This window comes from Parachitinimonas caeni, from assembly GCF_030129945.1.
In the GTDB taxonomy this organism is placed as follows: Bacteria; Pseudomonadota; Gammaproteobacteria; order Burkholderiales; family Chitinimonadaceae; genus Parachitinimonas; species Parachitinimonas caeni.
On record NZ_JARRAF010000029.1, the window covers coordinates 27,651 to 51,547 of the forward strand.

At 66.7% G+C, this 23,897-nt stretch carries 3 protein-coding genes; all 3 read left to right on the forward strand.

Going from position 1 to position 23,897, the window contains the following annotated elements; all coding sequences use genetic code 11:
* Positions 1-7 precede the first annotated feature (7 nt).
* The 3 genes from PZA18_RS18420 to PZA18_RS18430 are packed head-to-tail and all read left to right on the forward strand — an operon-like array spanning position 8 to position 23,891.
* A complete protein-coding gene (locus PZA18_RS18420) occupies positions 8-10,495 on the forward strand; it encodes a non-ribosomal peptide synthetase (RefSeq protein ID WP_284102339.1) in 10,488 nt (3,495 codons plus the stop codon).
* Positions 10,492-14,577 (forward strand): non-ribosomal peptide synthetase, encoded by a 4,086-nt coding sequence (locus PZA18_RS18425; RefSeq protein WP_284102340.1) that lies wholly within the window; start codon positions 10,492-10,494, stop codon positions 14,575-14,577. Before PZA18_RS18420 ends, PZA18_RS18425 begins: the two co-directional genes overlap by 4 nt.
* Positions 14,577-23,891, forward strand: coding sequence for a non-ribosomal peptide synthetase (locus PZA18_RS18430; RefSeq protein ID WP_284102341.1), 9,315 nt, complete (start codon positions 14,577-14,579; stop codon positions 23,889-23,891). The genes PZA18_RS18425 and PZA18_RS18430 overlap by 1 nt, the downstream gene beginning before the upstream one ends.
* Positions 23,892-23,897 lie beyond the last annotated feature (6 nt).

Consider the following 23,897-nt stretch of genomic DNA (forward strand, 5'->3'; position numbering starts at 1 on the left):
AACGGGCATGACCAGCAAACCGACACTCCGCGATTTCACCCCCGAGCAGTTCCGGGCCCTGCAAAAGCGCAAGACCATTCCGGTATTGCCCAGCCACGAAGGCCCGCTGCCGCTGTCTTACGCCCAGCAGCGCCTGTGGTTTCTGGCGCAGATGGAGGGCGGCAGCGAGGCGTATCACATTCCGCTGGCCTTGTGCCTGCATGGGCCGCTCGATCTGCCAGCCCTGCAGCAGGCGCTCGACGCCCTGCTGGCGCGGCACGAGGCGCTACGTACCACCTTTGAAACGGTCGATGGCGAACCCTGTCAGCGCATCGGCCCGGCCGATACCGGCTTTCTGCTGCAGCTGGATGATCTCAGCCACAGCGCCAATCCGTCCGGCCAGCTTGCCACCCTGCAGCAACTCGAAACCGCCACGCCGTTCGATCTGGCGCATGGTCCGCTGCTGCGTGGCCGTCTGGTGAAAATGGCCGACTCGGTACACATGCTGTTGCTGACGCTGCACCACATCGTGTCGGATGGCTGGTCGATGGGCGTACTGACGCGTGAACTCAGCACCCTCTACGCCGCCGCTTGCGCCCAGCAGCCTGCCCTTCTGCCGCCGTTGCCGATCCAGTACGTCGATTACGCCGTCTGGCAGCGGCAATGGCTGGCGGAAGGCGCGCTGGCCACCCAGGGCGACTACTGGAAAACCACCCTGGCCGATGCACCGGTACTGCTGAGCCTGCCCACCGACCGCAAACGCCCGCCGACACAGGATTTTCACGGAGGTCTGCTGCCCGTCGAATTCGATACGGCGCTGACCGCCGGCCTGAAAGCACTGAGCCTGCGGCTGGGCACCACCCTGTTCACGACGGTTCTGACCGGCTGGGCCATTGTGCTGTCACGCCTGTCAGGCCAGACCGATCTCGTCATCGGCACCCCGGTCGCCAACCGGCGTCGATCCGAGCTGGAAGGGCTGATCGGCTTCTTCGTCAACACCCTGGCCTTGCGGATCGACCTCGCGGGCACGCCCAGCGTCGAAACCCTGCTGGGTCGGGTCCGTAACGGGACGCTGGAAGCGCAGGAGGCGCAGGATCTGCCGTTTGAACAGGTTGTCGAGCTGTGCAAGCCCCCGCGTAGCCTCGCCCACGCGCCGTTGTTCCAGGTGATGCTGGCCTGGCAGAACAATGAGGATCACGATTTCGTACTGCCGGGTCTGACCGTCGAACGGGTCGAGGCACCGCTGACCGTTGCCAAGTTTGATCTCTCGCTGACGCTGTTTGAAAAAGACGGTGCCATCGTCGGCAATTTCGACTACGCCAGCGCGCTGTTCGATGCGGATACCATCGACCGGCACCGCCGTTATCTGACCAAGGTCTTGCAGCAGATGGTGGCAAGCCCCGGCCAGACCATCGACCGGCTGGCCTTGCTCGATGTCAGCGAACGCCAGCAACTACTGGTGGCCCGCAACGACACCTGCCAGCCCTACGATGCCCACGCCACGCTGCACAGCCTGTTTGAAGCCCAGGCAGCGCGCGACCCGCAGGCCACGGCCCTGCTGCTGGGCCAGCAGCGCATGAGCTATGGCGAGCTGGAGCAGGCAGCCAACCAGCTGGCCCACCAGCTGCAAACCCTGGGGGTGGGCCCGGACCGGCTGGTGGCGATTGGCATGGATCGTTCGCAGGACATGGTGGTGGCCCTGCTGGCAGTGCTGAAAGCCGGGGGCGCCTATGTGCCGCTTGACCCCTCCTACCCTGCCGACCGGCTCGCCCACATGCTGCGCGACAGCGCGCCACTGGCGGTGCTGACCCACCCGGCGGCGCAGCCAGCGCTGCAGGCGGCGCTGATTCAGCTCGACACCCCACCTGCGGTGATCGACCTCGAACACGACCGCCACCGCTGGGCCAATCTGCCGGCCACGCCCCCCCCCACACCTGATCTGCGCAGCAGCCATCTGGCCTATGTGATCTACACCTCGGGCACCACCGCTGCGGCCAAGGGTGTTTTGGTCGAACACCGGCAGGTATTGGCCATCAGCACTGCCTGGGAACAGAGCCTGGCGCTGCGGCCGGGCCTCGTGCATTTGCAGATGGCCAGTTTCGCTTTCGATGTCTTCACCGCCGATGTGGTACGGGCCCTGGGTTTTGGTGGCCGGCTGGTGCTTTGTCCACGCGACACCCTGCTCGACAGCGCTGCGCTCTACCAGTTGCTGCGCCAGCGTGAAGTGGGCTTTGCCGACTTTGTGCCGGCGGTGCTCGGCCCGCTGCTCGACTATGTGCAAGCCAGCGGCCAGCGGCTCGACAGTCTGGAAACGCTGATCTGCGGCTCGGATCGCTGGAGTGTGGCGCTGGCGCGGCAACTGCGTGCCGTCTGTGGCCCGGCAACCCGGCTGATCAACGCCTATGGGGTGACCGAAGCGGCCATCGACAGCAGTTACTACCTGCTGCCCGAGCAATTGCCCGAATCGCAGGACACCCTACCCATCGGCCAGCCGCTGGCCAATGTGCGGCTCTATCTGCTCGATGCCCACGGCGAGCCGGTGCCGACCGGGGTGGTCGGTGAGCTGTATATCGGCGGCGCCGGCGTGGCGCGCGGCTACCTGAACCAGCCAGGACTAAACAACGAACGCTTTATCAATAACCCTTTCGTCGCCGGCGAACGCCTCTATCGCACTGGCGATCTGGCCCGCTGGCAGGCCGATGGCCAGCTGGTGTTTCTGGGCCGGCAGGATTTCCAGATCAAGCTGCGAGGCTTTCGCATTGAGCTGGGTGAGATCGAAAGCGCCCTCTGTAGCTGCCCCGGCGTGCAGGAAGCCGTGGTGGTGGCCCGGCAGGACCGGGCTGCCGAACCGCAGCTGGTGGCCTACTACACCAGTACGCCCGGCATGGCGCCGCCTGCACCAGCGGCTGTGCGGGCGCATCTGGCACGCCAGCTGCCCGGCCATATGCTGCCCGCTGCCGTGCTGGCGCTCGACCATTGGCCGCTCAGCCCCAATGGCAAGCTCGATCGCAAGGCCCTACCCGCGCCGGCCGCTGCCGACCTTGGCCAACGCAGCTTTGAAGCCCCCATCGGCCCGCTTGAAACGGCACTCGCCGCGATCTGGGCCGAGTTGCTGGGAGTGCCGCAGGTGGGCCGGCAGGATCATTTCTTTGAACTCGGCGGCCATTCACTGCTGGTGATGCGGCTGGTATCGCGGCTGCGCCAGCTATTGCAGCGCGATGTGTCGCCAACCGCCCTGTTCGCCGCCCCCACGCTGGCGACGTTTGCCGAGGCGTTGCAATCGGCCAGCCAGAACACATTGCCGCCACTCCAGCCAGCTGGGCGCAGCCAGCCCTTGCCGCTCTCGTATGCCCAACAGCGGCTATGGTTTCTGGCGCAGCTGGAAGGTGACAGCGCCACCTACCACATGCCGCTGGCGCTACGCCTGCAAGGGGCACTCAATCCAACCGCCCTGCGTCAGGCGCTCGATAGCCTGCTGGCACGGCACGAAGCCCTGCGCACCCGCTTTGTCGCCGTTGCGGGCGAAGCTTTCCAGCAGATTGCGCCCGCCGACACCCCGTTCAGCCTGATCGAGCACGACCTTGGCGGCAGCCTGCAGCCGGACGCCCAGCTGGCTGCCCTGCAACAGACCGAGACGCAACAACCGTTTGATCTGGCCAACGGCCCGCTGATCCGGGGCCGGCTGATCCGGCTCACCCCGGCCAGCCATGTGCTGTTGCTGACCTTGCACCATATCGTTTCAGACGGCTGGTCGATGGGCGTGCTGTGCCATGAGCTGAGCGCGCTCTATCAGGCCCACTGCGACAACCGGCCCGCCGGCCTGCCAGCGCTGACCATCCAGTACGCCGACTACGCTGTCTGGCAAAGGCAGTGGCTTGCTGCAGACCATTCAGACTCTGCCGTGCGCCAGCAAGGCCATTACTGGCAGCAGGCGCTGGCCGGCGCCCCCAGTCTGCTGACGCTGCCAACCGACCGCAAACGGCCGGCCGAGCAGGATCATCAAGGTGGCCTGCACCGACTGCATATCGACGCCGTGCTGACGGCCGAGCTCAAGGCGTTCAGCCTGCATCACGGTTGCACCCTGTTCATGACGGTGCTGGCCGGCTGGGCGATCGTACTGTCGCGGCTGGCCGGGCAGACCGATCTGGTAATCGGCACCCCGGTCGCCAACCGCCGTCGCGCCGAGCTGGAAGGGCTGATCGGCTTTTTCGTCAATACGCTGGCGCTGCGGCTGGATTTGGCCGAGCGCGGCTCGGTGCGGCAGCTGCTTGCCCATGTTCGCACGCAGGTACTGGCAGCACAGGAAGCGCAGGATCTACCGTTCGAGCAGGTGGTCGAACTATGCAAACCGCCCCGCAGCCTGGCTTATGCACCGATCTTCCAGGTGATGCTGGCCTGGCAGAACCACGAAGACAGCCAGTTCGTGCTGCCGGGCGTGCAGGTCGAGTCGATTGCCTCGCCGCACACCGTGGCCAAATTCGATCTCACCCTGTCACTGGGCGAGCAGGATGGCTGTCTGGTGGGCGGCATGGACTACGCCAGCGCGCTGTTCGATGCCCCCACCATCGCCCGCCACTGTGGCTATCTGCGCGAGGTACTGACGCAGATGGTGCGCCAGCCCGATCTGGCCCCACGGCGGCTGCCGATGCTGGATGCCGCCGAACGTCAGCGCCTGCTGATCGACTGGAATCGCACCGATCAGCACTGGCCGGCCAGCACCAGCATGGCGCTGTTCGAAGCCACCGCCGCCCATCAGCCCGAGGCAGTAGCCCTGCAGCTGGATGGCCAGACCTTGCGCTATGGCGAGCTGAATGCGGCCGCCAACCGGTTGGCGCGTCATCTGCAGCTGGGCGGCGTCGGGCCGGACCAGCGCGTGGCGCTCTGCTTCGAGCGCTCGCTGGAGCTGGTGACGGCCTTGCTGGCGGTACTCAAGGCCGGTGGCGCCTATGTGCCACTCGACCCGGCCTACCCGGCCGCCCGGCTGGGCTTCATGTTGCAGGACGCCGCACCCGTCGTCGTACTCAGCCATGCCCCCGCCCGGCCCGCACTCGCGGCGGCACTGGCAGCCCAAGCCACCGCACCCACCGTTATCGACCTGCAGACCGATGCCGCGTTGTGGACACAGCAGCCCGCCCACGATCTGCCCGACACCACCCAGCCCGAGCATCTGGCCTATGTGATCTACACCTCGGGCTCAACCGGTCGCCCCAAGGGCGTGGCGCAGACCCGGCGCACCCTCGACAACCTGATGCACTGGCAGCTGCAGCAGGCCAGCATCCGCCCGCCCGCACCGCAGCGCGTGCTGCAGTTTGCGTCGATCAGCTTTGATGTCTCGTTGCAGGAGATCTGCAGCACGCTCTGCAGCGGGGCCACATTGGTGATGCTGAACGAGTCTGCCCGCAAGGAACTGGGGCAATTGCGGCCACTGGCAGCCGAGCAGGCCATCGACCGGGCGTTTCTACCCGCTGCGGTATTGCAGCAGATCGCCGCGCTCGATCCCGGCCCCCTGGTCGCACACGGCTGCGACCTGATCACCGCTGGCGAAGCGCTGCAAGTCAACGCCGAATTGCGCCAGTGCCTGCAGCAGATGGCCGTACGCCGGCTCTACAACCAGTACGGCCCGACCGAAACCCATGTCGTCAGCCAGCATGCGCTGGAGGTGGCCGACATGGCCCAGTGGCCCGAGGCGCCACCGATTGGCCGCCCGATCGCCAATTGCCGGCTGTATGTGCTCGATGCAGAGCTGGAACCCGTGCCGACGGGAGTAAGCGGCGAGTTGTACATCGCCGGGGCCGGGCTGGCACGGGCCTATCTGGGCCGGCCCGACCTCACTGCCGAGCGCTTTCTGCCCGACCCATTCAGTCCGCAGCCGGGGGCGCGCATGTATCGCAGTGGGGATCTGGCTCGCTGGCGCGCAGATGGCGAAATCGACTATCTGGGGCGCGCCGATGCCCAGGTCAAGCTGCGGGGCTTTCGCATAGAGCTTGGCGAAATCGAGGCTGTGCTGAAGCAGCAGGCGGGCGTCAGCGATACCGCCGTGCTGCTACGGGAAGACGAGCCCGGCGAGCGCCAGCTGGTGGCCTATGTCGTCGGCAGCGCCGAGATCGACGCACTGCGCGAAGCCCTGCGCCGCCAGTTGCCCGAGCCCATGCAGCCCGCACGCTGGCTGGCGCTGCCGCAGCTGCCGCTCACCGTCAACGGCAAGCTCGACCGGCGCGCCCTGCCCGCCCCGTCCCGGCTACCGGGCAACGCCATTCAACTGGTACCCCGCAATGCCCGTGAGGCGCAGATGGCGGCAATCTGGGCGCAGGTCTTGCGGCGCAATCAGGTTGGGGTGCTTGATGACTTTTTTGTGCTGGGGGGCCACTCGCTGCTGGCAACCCGTCTGGTGCATGCCATCAATCAGCAGATGGGTGTGCAGATTGCCTTGCGCCACCTGTTCAAGACGCCGGTGCTGGCCGATCTCGTCGCCAGTCTGCACGATGACCCGGCCGACCCGGCACCGGCGTATCCCCCACTGGTGCCCGACCCGGCCCATCGCTTCGAGCCTTTCCCGCTGACCGACATCCAGCAAGCCTACTGGGTGGGACGGGAAGCGACGCTGGCGCTCGGTGGCGTCGGTGCCCACGGCTATGGCGAGCTGCGTTTACGGCAGTTTGACGAAGCGCGCTTTCGCGAGGCGCTCAGCCGGCTGGTTGCCCGCCACGAGATGCTGCGCACGGTGTTTCTGGCCGATGGCCGGCAGCAGACGCTGGCGACGGTGCCGGAAGTCCGCCTGCCGTGTCAGGACTTGCGCTCGCTGCCCGATGCCACAGCTCAGGCCAGCCTGCAGGCGGTGCGCGAACGCATGTCGCACCAGTTGTTCGACGCCAGCCGCTGGCCGCTGTTCGAGTTTGCCGTCACCCGCCTGCGCGATACGGAAGGGGACTGGGTGCATCTGCATATCAGCCTCGATGCCTTGATCGTCGACGCCGCCAGCAGCCAGATTCTTGAACGGGAGCTGGCCCAACTCTACGCCGACCCGGCCAGCGCGTTGCCACCGCTGGCGGTGAGCTTCCGCGACTATGTGCTGGCCGAGCGGGCCCTGCGCGACACGCCACGTTTCCAGCGCGCCCTGCATTACTGGCAACAGCGGCTGAACAGCCTGCCGCCTGCGCCAGCCTTGCCGCTGCACCGTCAGCCCGACAGCATCGAACGGCCGCACTTCACCCGGCGCGACCATCAGCTGCCGGCGGCCGACTGGTCGCAGCTGAAAGCGCTGGCGGCCCGCCACGGCCTGACCCCTTCAGTGCTGCTGCTGACGGCGTTCTCTCAGGTGCTGGCACTGTGGAGCCGCCAGCCACGCTTTACCCTGAGCCTGCCGCTGTTCAACCGCCTGCCGCTGCATCCTGACATCAACGGCGTGATCGGCGATTTCACCTCGCTGGTCCTGCTCGAAGTCGCCATCGACAGCGATCTCGACTTTGCCAGCCAGGCCCGGCAGATTCAGGCCCAGCTGTGGCAGGACATCGACCATTCCGCCGTCAGCGGCGTGCAAGTGAACCGGGAGCTGGCGCAGGCGCGCGGCACCGCGCTGGCGGCCATGCCCATCGTCTTCAACAGCACACTGAGCGAACTGGCCGCAGGTGCCAACGATGCCGGCTTTGCCAGCGCACTCGGTGGCGAAACGGTGCATAGCATCACCCAGACCCCGCAGGTGTGGCTTGACCACACGATTCTCGAAGCCGACGGCCGGCTGTATTTCAACTGGGACAGTATCGACGAGCTGTTCCCGCCGGGCCTGATGGCGCAGATGTTCGCGGCGTATACCCAGCTGCTGGCCAACCTGCAGCAAGCCGAATCCTGGCAGGCCACCTTGCCGCAGCTGCTGCCCCAGGCCCGCTTCGACCACGCCAGCAGCGCATTGGTCGAAGCCCCGCCCTCCTCGCTGCCCCTGCTGCACACGCTGTTCGACCGGCAGGCACTGGCCCACCCCGAGGCCCCGGCGGTACTGGGGGACGGCATCACGCTGAGTTATGGCCAGCTGCGGCGGGCTGCCCGCGCCCTGGCTGCCCGCCTGCAACAGGCCGGGGTGCAGCCGAATACCCTGGTCGGTGTGATCATGGAGCGGGGCCCGGAGCAATTGGTGGCCACGCTGGCCATTCTTTATGCTGGCGCGGCTTATCTGCCAATCGACCCGGCGCTGCCGGAAAGCCGCATCACGCTGATCCTGCAGCAGGCCGAAGCCCGGTTGATACTCACCCAGCCTGCGTTGCAAAGCCGTCTGCAGCGGCCAGATGGCCTGCAGTGCTTCAGCGTGAGCACGGCCGATGCACCAGAAGTCACGCTCGCCGCCAGCATGGTGAGTGAACACGATCTGGCTTATGTGATCTTCACTTCCGGCTCGACCGGCCTGCCCAAGGGCGTGATGATCGACCATCGCGGTGCCGTCAACACCCTGCTCGACATCAATCAGCGCTTTGGCGTCACCGCCGCCGACCGGGTGCTGGCGGTGTCATCGCTCAGTTTCGATCTCTCGGTGTTCGACTGTTTCGGCACGCTGGCGGCCGGGGCGGCGGTTGTGTTGCTCACGCCCGAGCTGGCCCGTGATCCGGCCCACTGGCTGGCGCTGATGACCACGCATCAGGTCAGCCTCTGGAATTCGGTGCCGGCGCTGCTGGGCCTGCTGGTCGAGTACGCCGAAGGCCACCATCTGCCGCTGCCGTCGTCGTTGCGTCTGGCCATGCTCTCGGGCGACTGGATTCCACTGAGCTTGCCGCCCCGCTTCTCTGCCCTGCTACCGCAGGCGCGCGTCATCAGCCTCGGTGGTGCCACCGAAGCGTCGATCTGGTCGATTTATTACCCGATTGACGCCATAGACCCCGACTGGCGCAGCATTCCGTATGGCAAGGCGCTGCGTCACCAGCAGTTTTATGTGCTGGACGACGCCTTGCAGCCACGCCCGTGCTGGGTGGTGGGCCAGCTGTACATTGGCGGCATCGGCCTCGCCCAGGGCTACTGGCGCGATGCCGAACGCACGGCCGCCAGCTTTATCCGGCATCCGCAGACCGGCGAACGGCTGTATCGCACCGGCGACCTGGGCCGCTTATTGCCCGACGGCAATATCGAGTTTCTGGGGCGGGAAGATGGTCAGGTCAAGCTGCAGGGCTATCGGGTCGAGCTGGGCGAGATCGAAGCCACGCTGGAGAGCCACCCGGCCGTGCAGGCTGGCGTGGTGCGGGTCTGGGGTGAGGCCCACGGCGAAAAGCGGCTGGCGGCCTATGTGGTGGTCACCCAGCCGGTTGAAGCCAGCGCGCTCGCCGCCTATCTGCAGGCGCGGCTACCGCAGTGGATGGTGCCGCCAACCTTTACTTTTCTGGCGCGCCTGCCGCTATCGGCCAATGGCAAGGTAGACCGCAAGCAACTGCCCGAGCCGGCACTGCCCACGCCAGCCGCCGCAGTCACCGTGCTTGGCGACGACCCGGCCGAGCGCCGGATTGCTGAAATTGTTCAAGGCATTCTGGGCTGCGCCACCCTGGCGCCGGATGACAATCTGCTGGTACTCGGCGCGAGTTCGATCGACATCGTGCGCATCGTCAATGCCCTATCAAGCGAGCTGGGCTTCAGGCCAAGGCTGGCACGGTTGATGGCGCAGGCCACGCTGGCCGATCTGCTGCAAGGCTACCGCGAGCATCGGCAGCAGACGGCAGCCGCCGCCCCGGCCGTCGCCGTCGCCGACCCCATCCAAACCATCGCGAGCGGCGACAGCCTCGACGATCCAGCCGCTCGCCAGCAGTTCAAGGCTCGCCAGCTCGGCTTGCGCCAGTTCGCCCACACAGCGGCGCAGCCCTTGCCGCTGCCGGCTGGCGACGCGTTCCAGGCCCAATTTGCCGACTTCCGCTCAGTCAGGCAGTTCCGGCCGGAACCTGTCCCCCTGCCGGCACTGGGCCATCTGCTGGCCAGCCTGTCGGCCCAGCCCCTGCAGGGCCAGCCCAAGCGGCTGTATGCCTCGGCCGGTGGCGCGTATCCCGTGCAAACCTACCTCTATCTGGCCCCCGGCAGGGTCGCCGGCATGGCGGGCGGGGCTTACTACTACTGCCCGGCCAGCCACCGCCTGCTGGCACTGGGGCAGGACCGGCGCCTCGCCAGCGATGCCTTTGACTACTTCGTTAACCGCCCGCTGTTCGAGCAGGCCGGCTTTACCCTGTGCCTGATTGCCGAGCTGGCTGCCATCGAGCCCTTGTATGGCGAGAAAAGTCTGGATTTCTGCCATATCGAGGCCGGCGCGATGGCCCAGCTGCTGACCATGACGGCCGCCCGCCACGATCTGGGCCTGTGCGGCATCGGCTCGCTCGATGTGAGCCAGCTCACACCCCTGTTTGATCTGGGCCCGACGCACCGCCTGGTCTACACCCTGGTCGGCGGCCTGCGCGCAGCCGGCCAGACCGGCATTGCGGCCGTGGAACAGTTCACGATGCAGCCCGCCGCCGGCGATGAAAATGAAGGTGAAGATGAGATGGAAGAGGTGGAAATATGAACGCCCCCCAAAGCGCTACGGCATTGCTCGACTACTTCCGGCAGCACGATATCGCGCTCGAAGTAGATGGCGACAAATTGCGCTGCAAGGCGCCCAAGGGTTTTCTGACGCCCGAGCTGCTGGCCAGCCTGCAGCAGCACAAGCCAGCGCTGATCGCCTTGCTCGCTCCCCGTATCGAGGCCGATGCCGACCGCATCCTGCCGCGTGCGGCCGGGCGGGACGTGCTGCCGCTCTCGACCTCGCAGCGCCAGCTGTGGTTTCTCGATCAGCTGGCCCCCGGCAACCCCTTCTACAACAACCCTGCCGCCATTGGCCTGCGCGGCCAGCTCGATGTCGCCGCCCTGGAGCGGGCGCTGAATGCTGTGATAGCTCGGCACGAGTCGCTGCGCACCCGCTTCAGCGAGGGGGGCAGCGAACCCCTGCAGACGGTGCTGCCCGCGCTGCACCTCGTCATGCCGGTGCAGGATCTGACCCAGCTCGCCGGTGAGGCCCGGCAGGCCGCCGTGGCGGCCGCCACCGAAGCCGCCGCCCGCGAGCCGTTTGATCTTGGCCAAGGCCCACTGCTGCGCAGCCGGTTGCTGAAACTGGCAGAAGACGACTACCGCTGGTTACTGAATGTCCACCATATCGTGGCCGACGGCTGGTCGATCGGCATTCTGATCAACGAAGTCGCCCAGCTCTACACCGCCTTTGTCAATGGCCAGCCTTCACCGCTGCCACCGTTGCCCATCCAATACCCCGACTACGCTCTCTGGCAACAGCAACAGACGTCGCGCCTGCAGCACCAGCTGGCTTACTGGACGCAGCAGCTGGCCGACGCCCCCACCCTGCTGACGCTGCCCACCGACCGGCCACGCCCGGCCGTGCAGCGCTTTCAAGGGCGCTGCCACCACTGTCTGCTGCCGATAGCGGTCGTGCAGGGGCTGAAGGCAGTCAGCCAGTCGCAGCGGGCTACGCTGTTCATGAGCCTGATGGCGGGGTTTGCCGTGCTGTTGTGGCGCTACAGCGGCCAGTCTGACCTGTGCATCGGCACGCCGTTTGCCAACCGCAACCATCGCGAGGTCGAAGGGCTGATTGGCCACTTCATCAATCCGCTGGTGATCCGCCACCAGCTCGTGGCCACGCAGACCTTCAGCGACCTGCTGCAGACCGTGCGCGATACCGTGCTTGATGCCTATGCCCATGCCGATTTGCCCTTCGACCAGCTGGTCGAAGCCTTGAAGCCGGTGCGCCACACCAGCCATTCACCGTTGTTCCAGGTGATGCTGGTGTTGCAGAACATGCCACGCGGCCAGCTCGATCTGCCGGGACTGACCCTGTTTCCGCAGGAAACCGGCACCGATGCCGCCAAGTTCGATTTATCGGTTGAAGCCGCCGAAACCACCGCCGGCCTGCAGCTGACCTTCGAATACAACACCGATCTTTTCGACGCCGCCAGCATCGAGCGACTCGCAGGTCACTTCATGCAGCTACTGCGCCACGCTGCGGCCGACCCCAGCCAGACCATCGCCCGCCTGCCCCTGCTCGACGCCACCAAGCGGCAGTGCCTGCTGCATGACTGGAATGCCACCGCCGTCGATTACGGCACCCCGGCCGGCTTGCCCGCCCGCTTTGCCGCACAGGTGCGTGAACGCCCCAGCCAGACGGCGCTGGTGTGCGAGGGCCAGTCGCTCAGCTACGCCGAACTCGACCGGCAGAGCCACCAGCTCGCCAACCATTTGCAGCAACGCGGCATCGGGCGCGATCAGCGGGTGGGGCTGCACTTCAGGCGCAGCAATGCGATGGTGGTTGCGATGCTGGGGGTGCTCAAGGCTGGCGCCGCCTGGCTGCCGCTCGACCCGGCCTATCCGGCGGAACGGCTCGACTATCTGGTAAGCGACGCCGCGCCGGCATTGGTGCTGACGGATGACCCGGCCCGCTCCGGCCTCTGGCAGTCACTGGCGGCGTTGCTGGCCGAGCCGGCACCCGAGCTGGCGCTACCGCCAGTCCAGGCCGACGATCTCGCCTATGTGATCTACACCTCGGGCTCGACCGGCCTACCCAAGGGCGTGGCGATGACGCATGCCAGCGTCGCCAACCTGCTCGACCACTGGCAGCAGGCAGTGGGCGCCTTGCCCGGCAAGGCTGCAGCGCTGTGGTCGAGCTTCGGTTTCGATGTCTCGGTGCATGAAACCCTGCTGCCGCTAACCACCGGCGGCACCTTGCATATCGTGCCCGAAGCCGTGCGCATCGACCCGCAGGCCCTGATGCGCTGGCTGGCCCAGCACCAGATCGCCCAGGCCTATCTGCCCCCGGCTTTTGTGCGCTGGCTGGACGAAGCCCCGGCCGAACGCCTGGATGGCTTGGCGCTGCAACAGCTGCTGGTAGGGGTCGAACCGCTGCAGGAACAAAGCCTCTACCACCTGCAACAACAGCTGCCCGGCCTGCGTATCGTCAACGGCTATGGGCCGACCGAAACCTGCGTTTACAGCACGGTCTACCTGACCCTGCAGCCATTGGCCCGGCAATGCCCGATTGGCCGGCCACTGGCCAATACCCAGGTCTACTTGCTCGATGCCGAAGGCGAACCGGTGCCGATTGGCGTGACCGGCGAGCTGTATATCGGCGGTGCCGGCCTGGCGCGTGGTTATCTGCACCGAACCGCGCTGACCGACGAACGCTTTGTGCCCAACCCCTTCAGCCAGCAGCCCGGCAGCCGGCTCTACCGCACGGGCGATCTGGCGCGCTGGTTGCCCGAAGGCCAGATCGAGTATCTGGGACGGCGCGACCAGCAGGTGAAGCTGCGCGGTTACCGGGTCGAACCGGGCGAGGTCGAAGCCGCCCTGCTGGCGCAAGCCGATGTCCGAGAAGCGGCGGTGCTGATCGACCGTCCCGCCAGCGGCGAGGCACGGCTGGTGGCAGCGCTGGTGCGGGCCGATGGCGCAGCGCCACGGCTGGCCAGCGAATGGCGCGAGGTGCTGGCACAGCGCTTGCCGGCTTATATGATCCCTTCGCTCTTCGTCGAACTGCCGCAGCTACCGCAGACCGCCCACGGCAAGCTCGACACAGCAGCGATTCTGGCGCTGGCGGCCGATGGGCCGCGTCAGGTCAACGTCGCCAGCCCGCGTGACCATATCGAACTGACCCTGTACCAGCTGTGGAAACAGGTGCTGCTGCAACCGCATATCAGCATCCGCGACAATTTTTTCGACATCGGTGGCACCTCGATTGCCGCGATCAAGCTGGCGCATGGCATCGCCGCCGCGTTTGGCGAGACGTTGCCGGTGCGCGACATCCTGCTGCATCCCACCATCGAAGCGCTGGGCGGCCGGCTACGCCACGGCGCCGGCGGCAAGCCCCCCAGCAACCTGATCGAGTTCCGCCAAGGCGATGGCCAGCACCGGGTGGTCTGCATCCATCCGGCCGGGGGGACGGCCTTCTGCTATCTGTCGCTGGCCAAGGTCATGCCTGACGACTGCGGCATTTACGGCATCCAGTCGCCGGGCGTGAACCCGGGCGAGGCGTTTCTGCCGACGGTTGAAGCCATGGCCCAGTCGTATCTGGAAAAGCTCGGCCCACTGACGCAAGGCCGGTTGGTGCTGACTGGCCTGTCTTACGGTGGCCTGATCGCCCATGAGATGGGGCGCCGGCTGGCAGCGGCCGGGCATCGTCAGCTCAGCGTGGTACTGCTCGACACCCAGGGGCTGGAAGACCCGGCCCACCGGGCGATGGTGATGCCGGTGGAGATGGAGGAATTCCGCAGCAAGCTCGTCAAGTTCAACGGCATGTATCCGGGCATCGACGATGCCCAGGTGGCCCAGTATTTCCACATTTACAACCACAACCGGCTGACCATGCGCGACTACCTGACCCCACCGACTGCAGCCCGTCTGGTGCTGATTCAGGCCATGGGCGGCCGCGACCGGCCGTTCTGGCGCGAGGCACGGGCCTTCTGGCGACGGCGGGCGCAGGCGGGCTTTTTGGTCAAGCTGGTGCATGGCGACCACTGGGAAATGCTGGAAACCGCCGAAGTGCTGCGGGTTGCCAAGGTGTTGCGGGGTGAATTGGCCCGACTGGCTCGCCAGCAGGCAAGGGAGGCGTGATGCAGACGAAGCTCCCGAACCCCACACTGGCGGCAGCGGTGCTGGCACAGTGCCAGCGCAGCCCCGATGCCATTGCCATCGACGACGCTGGCATCGCACTCAGCTATGCCGAGCTGGAGGCCCGCAGCCGCCAGATGGCCCACGGTCTGCTGCAAGCGGGTATCGAACCGGGCCAGCCCGTGGCGATTGGCCTGCCGCGCAGCTGGCAACTGGTATGCGGCATGCTGGCGATTCTGCGGCTGGGTGGCACCGTGGTGCCGCTCGACCAACAGAGCCCGCCCGAACGGCTGCAGCATATCCTCGGCGATAGCGGCAGTGTGGCGATCATCGACGATGGCGCGCAGGCCGTAACACCGGGTGACGGCCCGCCGTCGCTGTCCCTCGCCTCACTGCTGGCCACCGCTGGCGAGGCGCCACTGCCGGCCGCAAACGCGGCCCCCTGCTGCTTTCTGTTCTACACCTCGGGCACCACCGGGCAGCCCAAAGGCGTGCGGGTGCGCGATGCCGGCATTCTGCGGCTGGCCGAGCCGGGCTATATCGACCTCGCGCTGGCTCAGCGCTTTGCCTGCCTCTCCAACCCGGCCTTCGATGCCCTGAGCTTTGAAGTCTGGGTGCCGCTGCTGCGGGGCGGTTGCTGTGTGATCTTCAGCGATGCGCTGGTGCAGCAGCCGGATCGATTCGCCCAGGCACTGCTGACGCAGCGGATCGACACCCTGTTCATGACCGTAGCGCTGTTCAACACCCTCGCCGACCGTCAGCCGGACTGCTTTGCCGGGCTGCGCCAGCTGCTGATTGGCGGCGAACAGCTGAACGCACCCTTGCTGCGTCGCTGGTATCAGCACAATGCAGGCAGCCGCTGCCAGATCCACAACGTCTACGGCCCGACCGAGACCACGACCTTTGCCCTCTGTTACCCGATTCCACCTGATTTCAGCGGCGAGGTGATCCCGATTGGCCAGCCACTGGCGGCAACCGGCATCGCGCTGGTAGTCGAGGGGGAGCGGGCCGCCGCTGCGGGCGAGGTTGCCGAGCTGTATCTGAGTGGCGATGGCGTAGCCGAGGGCTATCAGCAGCTGCCCGAGGAAACCGCCCGCCGCTTTGTGCGCCTGCCCTGGCTTGATGGCGGCCAGCAACGCTTCTACCGGACCGGCGACCTGGTGCGCCGCAATGCCGAGGGGCAGATCGAATACGTGGGCCGGCAAGACCGGCAGGTGAAGGTGCGCGGTTTTCGCATCGAGCCGGGCGAGCTGGAACGGCAGATCCTGCGCCATCCGGCCATCCGGCAGGCTTATGTCTGCACCCGCCGCAACGCCCGCGATGACAGCAACGAGCTGCTGGCCTATGTGGTGTTGCAAGCGGATCTGGCCTTTGAAGCCTTCGACCGGCATCTGGCCGAGCACCTGCCGGCCTATATGCGGCCGCACTGGATCTATCTGGTGGATGCCCTGCCGCTGAACGCCAACGGCAAGGTCGATCAGGCCCGCCTGCTGCAAAGGCAGGATCTGCACTGGCGCCACGGCGACGCCGGCCAGCAGGCGCACACGCCCTGGCAAACCGAAGTGCTGCAGTTGATCGGCCGCGTGCTTGGCGTGCCCGATCTGCGTTTGCACGACCGCTGGCTGGGCAATGGCGGCGACTCGCTCAAAGCCTTGCGGCTGCGGTTTGAAGTACGCCAGCGCTGGGGTTGCGAGCTGGCGCAGGCCAGCATCCTGCAACAGGATTTCGGCCAGCTGGCCACCACTCTTGCCAGCGCCCGCGATGCGCAAGCGCAGCAGCGCGGCCAACCCGATTGCCAGCTCTACCCCCCGTTACCTGCAGCCAGCGCACTTCAGGTGGCGGCAGCCACTTCCGAACAGCAGCGGCTCTGGCTGCTGCAGCAACAGCAGCCGGCCGATTGCAGTTACAACGTCGATCTGGCCTTCCGGCTGCAAGGCGAACTCTCGCTGGGCGCCCTGCACCAGGCGCTGAATGCACTGGTCTGTCGTCACCCGGCGCTGCGCACCGCCTTCATCGCCCACGAAGACGGCCTGCAGCAGCAGGTTTGCCCGCCGTATGACCCCTGCACCTTTGCCGCCGACGCCGCTCACGCTGCCCCCTGTCTGGACGAAGCCAGCTGGCGGATGCGCGCCCAGCTGCTGGCGGCCACGCCGTTCGACCTCGCCCAGCCGCGCCTGTTTACGGCGCACTGGCTGCCGCTGGCCCCCCGGCACGGCATTCTGCTGCTGCATCTGCACCATATTGTGGTCGATGGCTGGTCGCTGAATCTGCTACTGCGCGATCTTTCCGCGCTGTATGCGGCCGCGCAGCAGGGGCAACCTTTGCTACCCCCCACCGCAACCATCAGCCCGCTAGATGCCAACCGCTGGCAAGCCGAGTGGTTTGCCAGCCCGGCCTACCAGCCGCTGCGCACCCAGCTGCAAACGCTCTACCAGACCGCCATCGCCAGCGAACCGGCCTTGCCCTTCGCGCAGGCGGAGCGGGGGGGCCGCGCCCATTGTCTGCGCGAGTCGGTCGATGTAGTGCGGCGTACCGCGCTTGATCGCCTCGGCGCCGATCTGGGCCTGACCCGCTTTCAGCTCTTGCTGTGTGTCTTCAGCTGGAGCCTTTACGGCGTCACCGGCCGCAGCCAGCAGCGCATCGCCAGCCCGGTGGCCAACCGACCGCTGGCCGACTTTGCCGAGAGCGTCGGCATGTTTGCCAACACCGTGTTGCTGCCACAGCAGCTTGCCCCCGATGCAAACCTGCTCAGCCTGTTGCAAACGCAGGCCGCGCAGATACAGCGCGTGCTCGATCTGCAGGACGTGGCACTTGCCCATGCCTTGGCCGATTCCCCGGCCGCGCAGGCGGAAGGCGCCGGCTTCGACAGCCTGTTTGTGCTGGAAAACACCGACTTCAGCCAGCTAGCCTTGCCCGGCAGCCGCTGCCGAGTGGAATGGCTGGCCCCGGTGCAGGCCAAATGTCCACTGACGCTCTCGGTCGTCGATACCGAGTCCGGCCTGGAATGCCTGTGGGAATACGCCACCGGCCGGTTCGATGCCGCGCAGATACAGCAGATGGCCCAGCTCTGGCGGCAGGGGCTGGATGCCTTGCTGGCTGGCCACCGCCTGACGCTGGCCGAGCTGGTCACCCCCTACCGGCAGGCGCTGCCAGCACCCGGACGCGGGGCCATGCAGCCGCTCGCCTTCACCCAGATTGCCGACTGGTTTGCCGCCCAGGTGCAAGCCACGCCGGACGCCACCGCCCTGATCAGCCCCCGCCAGACCGTCAGCTACATCGCACTGGCGACAATGGCCAACCGGCTGGCGGCCCGCCTGCAGGCCCGATTCCTGCAGGAGGATGCCCCGGCAACGCTGCGCGTTGCGCTCTATCTGGATGCCTCGGTTGAGCATGTGGTGGCCCTGCTGGCGCTGGCGCGGCTCAATCTCACCATCGTGCCGCTCGACCCGGCCTATCCCGCCCCGCTGTTGCAGCAGGTACTGGCGCAAAGCCAGCCGCTGTGTCTGCTCAGCCAGCCATCACAGCGAGCGGCGCTCGATAGCCTGCTGGCCGATGCCCTGCCCGCGCCGCTGCCGTGCTGGCAGCTGGTCTGCTCACCCACTGCCGATCTGGCCAATGCCGACCTAAGCGATGGCGACGAGCTCATCCACCTGGATGCTGAGGCCGACACCGACTTGCTGCTGCTGACAGTACCGCCCCCAGCGCAGCGGCCGCTGTACACGCTGTTCACCTCGGGCTCGACCGGCCGCCCCAAGGGCGTGCAAGTGCCCGATGCCACGCTCTGCAATCTGCTGCAATGGCAGCAAACGGCCGGCGAGCTGCAGGCGCGTGCCCGCACCCTGCAGTTTTCGATGCTGGCCTTTGATGTGTCGTTTCAGGAAATCCTCACCACGCTGTGCAGTGGCGGCAGCCTGCAGCTGATTGCGCCCGGCCTGCGGCAGGACATGCCAGCCCTGCTCGCCTGCCTGCAGCAATCCGGTATCGAACGGCTGTTCATGCCCTGCGTGGCCTTGCAGATGCTGGCTGAGCACGCGGTAAGCCTTGGCGTCTACCCCGAACGGCTGTGCGAAGTGATCGTCGCGGGCGAGCAGCTGCTCATCAGCCCGGCGATCCGCCAGTGGTTTGGTGGGCTGAAAAATGCCCGTCTGTTCAACCATTACGGCCCGACCGAAACCCATGTTGTCAGCAGCCTGTGCCTGCAAGGCGACCCCGCCCGCTGGCCCGAGCGCCCGAGCATCGGCCGCGCCATTGCCAATGCCGAGCTGCGGCTGGTCGATGCCGCCGGCCTGCCGCTGCCTGCGGGCTGCCCCGGTGAACTGTGGCTGGGGGGCAGCATGGTGGCGCCGTGTTACCTTGACGCAGCCCACAACACCAGCCGGTTTGTGACCCTGCCAGATGGCCAGTGCTTCTACCGCAGCGGCGATCTGGCCTGTTTCGACAGCGAAGGCCAGCTGCATTATCTGGGCCGGGAAGATCAGCAGATCAAGCTCAGCGGCCATCGGCTGGAGCTTGGGCAAGTGGAGGCCGCGCTGTTGAGCCACCCGGCTATCCGTCAGGCGGTGGTGGTAGTCGATGAGGGCGCGCTGGTGGCCTGCCTGCAATGCCGCGATGCCACGCCGCCCGACGTCCAGGCCCTGCGCACCCATCTGGCGACCCGCCTGCCGCTGCCTGTGCGCATCGCCCGCTTCTGCCTGTTGCCGGCCCTGCCTCTCACGGCCAGCGGCAAGCTCGACCGCCGTCAGGTCGCCCAGCTGGCCCAGCAACTGCCGGCCCTCAGTGAAACCATTGCGGACGAGCATGATCGTTCCAGTCTGGAAGACCGCTTGTGTGAAGCGTTTGTCGCCGCGACCGGCAAAGCAATCAGCGTCAGCCAGCGCTTTTTCGATGCCGGTGCCGGCAGTCTCGATCTGATGCGTTTTCATCTGCGCTGCACCGCTGGTCTGGGCCTGTCGCTGACCATCCCGACCCTGTTCGAGCATGTCAGCATCCGCCAGCTGGCGCGCCATCTTTCGCAATCACAGCCTGAGCGTTCCACGGCACTCCCCGTCCCGCATCAGCCCGATGCCGCCATTGCCATCATTGGCATGGCGGTGAAATTACCGGGGGCACCCGATCTGGCAGCGTTCTGGCAGCTGGTGGAAAGCGGTGGTCGGGGCATGCGCGACGTGCCGGCCACCCAGTCAGCAGAAGGCTGGGTGAATGTGGTCAGCCAGCTCGATGCGCCGCTGGGCTTCGACCCCGAATACTTTGGCATCAGCCGGCAGGAAGCCCGCCTGATGGACCCACAACAGCGGCAGTTGCTGATGGCCTGCGTGCAGGCGCTGGCCCATGCCGGCATTGCCGACAGCCGCCGGCAGCGCATCGGCATCGTCGCCAGCTGTGGCGAGAACACCTACTACCAGCGCCAGTTGCGCGAGGCTGGCGACAGCCTGCCCGACAGCTTTCAAATGGCCTTGCACCACGACAAGGATTTTCTGGCGAGCAAGGTGGCGTATCACCTCGACCTGACCGGCCCGGCGCTGACCCTGCAGGCTGCCTGTGCCAGCTCGCTGGTTGGCGTGCATCTGGCCGCCGGCCTGCTGCGGCAGGGCGATAGCGAACTGATGCTGGTGGGTGGTGTGCTGGTCGATAGCCTGCTGAGCCAGGGTTATCGCTACCGGCCGCAGCATATTTTCTCGAAAGATGGCCATTGCCGGCCGTTCAGCGACGATGCCAGCGGCACCATCGGTGCCAGTGGCGTTGGGGTGGTGGTGCTCAAGCCGCTCGCACAGGCAGAGCGCGACGGCGACACCATTTACGCTGTGCTGGCCGGCTCGGCCATCAATAACGATGGGGCCGACAAACAGGGCTACACCGCCCCTTCGGTGGCCGGTCAGCGCGAAGTCATCCGCCTGGCGCTGCAGCGCAGTGGGCAGCGCGCGGCCGACATCGGCTATGTCGAGGCACACGGCACCGGCACCCAGCTGGGTGATCCGATCGAAGTGGCCGCGCTGCAGCAGGCGTATGCCGACGATTCGCCTGCACACTGTGCGCTCGCTTCGGTGAAAAGCCAGATCGGCCACCTTGGCGCCGCCGCTGGCGTGGTCGGCCTGATCCGCGCCACGCTGGCGGTTTACCACGGGCAGATTCCGCCGAATGTGGATTTTCACGCACCCAACCCGCAGATCGGCCCGTCGCTTGCGCCCTTTTATATACCGCGCGCGGCCCTGCCCTGGCCGGCAGGGCAGCCCCGTCTGGCTGCAGTCAGCAGCTTTGGCATTGGCGGCACCAATGCGCATGTGCTGATCCGCGCTGGTGACCCAGCCCCCTCCACCAGCGAGGCACCACCGCCCTGCCTGCTGCTGTCGGCCAGCAGCGAAGCCAGCCTGCGGCAGGATGCCGCCCGCATCGCCGACTATCTGGCCACGCATCCCGCAGCCTTGCCGCGCGTGCTGCGCCATCTGCAGGCTGGTCGCCCCGCCAGTGACTGGCGGCTGGCCGCCGTATGCCCGGATGTAGCCAGCGCCATCGCCGCCCTGCGGCAGCCCGTGGTCAGCCGGCCAAGCCGTCAGGAGACGCCGCGCCCGGCCACCGGGCTGGATGCGCCATCGCTGGTGCAAGCGTGGCACGAAGGCGCACAGTTCAGCTGGCCGGCCGGCCCGGCGCCGGCGCCTTGGGACTTTCCACCGCCCGCATTCCAACTGGCCGATTACGATTTGACCCCCAGCACCACGACCAGCGCCCACGACAACGCCGCAGCCGGCAGCGCTGCACACCAGCCGGGAGAGTCAATCAAGGTACCCCAGCCCACATGGCCAACCCGACTGCCGGCCAGCCAGTGGCTGCATCAGCCAGTCTGGGCCCGCCAGAAATGGCAGCTGCTGCCCCCCTTGGCGCCCCGCCCCGCTACCTTGCTGGTCCTGACTGACGCCCCCATCGCCCCGCTTGAATGGCAGGATCTGACTGCGGCCTATCAACGCACGGTAGTGGTCAGCATCGCCAGTCATTTTCACCAGCAGAGCAACGACCATTACGGGCTCGACCCGGCTTCGGCCAGCCACTGGTCGTCGCTGCTGGCAGCGCTGGCACTTGGCGAGCAAGCGCTGGACTGGCTGAATCTGCTGCCGCTCACGCTCGCGGCCGAAGTAAGCCCCGGCGCGATGGCGCAGGCGCAATCAGCTTGCATTGATGTACCGGCCGCCCTGTTGCAGGCAAAGGGGCCATCCGGCTTGCGGCTGTTCTGCCTGTCGGTGGACGCGCAGCCGGTGGATGGCCCGGTGCGGCGGCCCTTGGCCGGCTTGCTGGCCGGCCTCTGCACCGTAGTCGAGCAGGAACACGCCGTGCCCTGCTACTGGCTGGATCTGCCGGAACCGGAGCCCGACCCTGAGTACGATTCTGACGAGGAACAAAGATCAGCGCTGACTGGCTGGGGGCTGAGCATCGCTCATCTGATGGCAGACCCGCCGCCTGAGGTACGCAAGCTGGCGCTACGGCCCAGTTTTCTGTGGCAGCAGGCGCTGGTACCGCTGACTTTGCCTGTGCCGCAACGCGCACTATGGCCGGTCGAGGCCGGGCGTCATGTGGTGATGGGCGGCGCGGGCGGCATTGGCCAGAGCCTTGCTGCCTGGCTGCTGCAACAATCCCCATCGTGCCGGCTGGTGTTGCTGGCCCGGCGGGCCGAGTTGCCCGCCAGCCTGCGAGACTGGGCTGATCGCATCGAGATGCTGGCGGTGGACTTTGCCGACAGCGCCTCGTGCGAACAGGCGCTGGTCCGATTGTTGGCGTCGAAGCAGCCGGTCAATCTGGTGGTGCATGCGGTGGGCACGGCAGCGGGTGGCTTGATTCGCCAGCGTGACGCCAGCGCTATGCGCGAGGCCCAGCTGGCCAAATGGCAGGCAGCCTGGCTGATGGAGCGGCTGATCGGCCGCTATCAACCGGCGTTTGCCGTCTACTGCTCGTCGATGGCCAGCCACTTTGGCGGCATCGGCCAGCTCGATTACGCCGCTGGCAACGGCCTGCTCGATGCCTTGGCCCATTATCGCACCAGCCCCTTTGATGACACCTGCCGCATCAGCATCAACTGGGACGTCTGGCGCGAGGTCGGCATGGCCAGCACCGCCTTGCGCCAGGACAGCCGGCATCAGGCCCATCGGGCGGTCGGCCTGAGTGTGGCAGAGGGTCAGCAGCTGTTTGCGCAGGCGCTGCAGGCTGGGTTGCCGCAGATCATGATCTCGACCACGGCGCTGGATCAGGCTAGCTGCTTTTACGCCACGAAAGCCACGCCGGCCGCAACTGCCCCAGCCATCGCCCCCGCAGCGGCGTCTGCAAATCTCGATGGCCTGCGCCAGCGTTTGCATGACAGCCTTTGCCAATGGCTGGGGCTGGATGCCCTCGATGCGCGGACTTCGCTCTACGATCTCGGCGCCGATTCACTGACCTTGCTCGATCTGATCGACGCCATCCAGCAGCACAGCGGTATCTCGCTGACACTGGCGCAGTTCGGACATCAGGTGAGTCTGGATGAAGTCATGGACCTGATCGACGACGCCACCTCGGCCATCGCGCCTGCCGCCGCCGTCAATCTGCAGGTGTGGCAAACCGGTGACGGTCACGACTTGCTATGCCTGATCCATCCGGTAGGGGGGGATATTCAGGCTTATCGGCCGCTGGTCGCCGCGCTGCCCTCTCATCTGACGGTCTGCCTGATCGCCGACCCGGCGCTGCAGACCGATTCCGATTTGAACTGGTCACTGGCCGAGCGGGCGCAGCATTACTACGCTGCCTTGCAGGCGCGTTTTCCGGCACAGGGCTGGCGCTGGCAGCTGGCGGGCTGGAGTTTTGGCGGCTGGGTGGCGCTGGCGCTGGCAGCCTTGGCCGAAAACGCTGGCCAGCCTGCGCAACGCCTGCATCTGATCGACCCGCCCCCACCCGGCAGCGGCTCGCAGTTCCAGCATTATTCGAGCACGCAGCTGGAGGCCGTGTTCGCCCGCGAATTGCAGCTAGGCGCGAACGATAGCCATGCCTACGCGGCGAGGCTGGCCCGTTGCTGTCAGGCCAATCTGGCCAGCATGGTGGGAGTCGAACTGCCCAGGCTGGCGCAGACGCCCGTGCAACTCTCTCTGGCCTGCCAGCTCACGCCGGGCCTGCCGGGGCCAGCGCTGCCGGCGGCGGCCCAGCTCGGGTTGTGGCAGACCCAGCTCCCACGGCTCGACCGCTGGCAGATGCTGGAATGTGACCACTACGCCATCGTGCGCCCGCCGCATGTTGTCGCAATCGCTGCGGCGGTCTCGGAGCCTCTGCCTGTGGTTAACACGCCACCGCATTCACCCCGTTTATGAGAATGG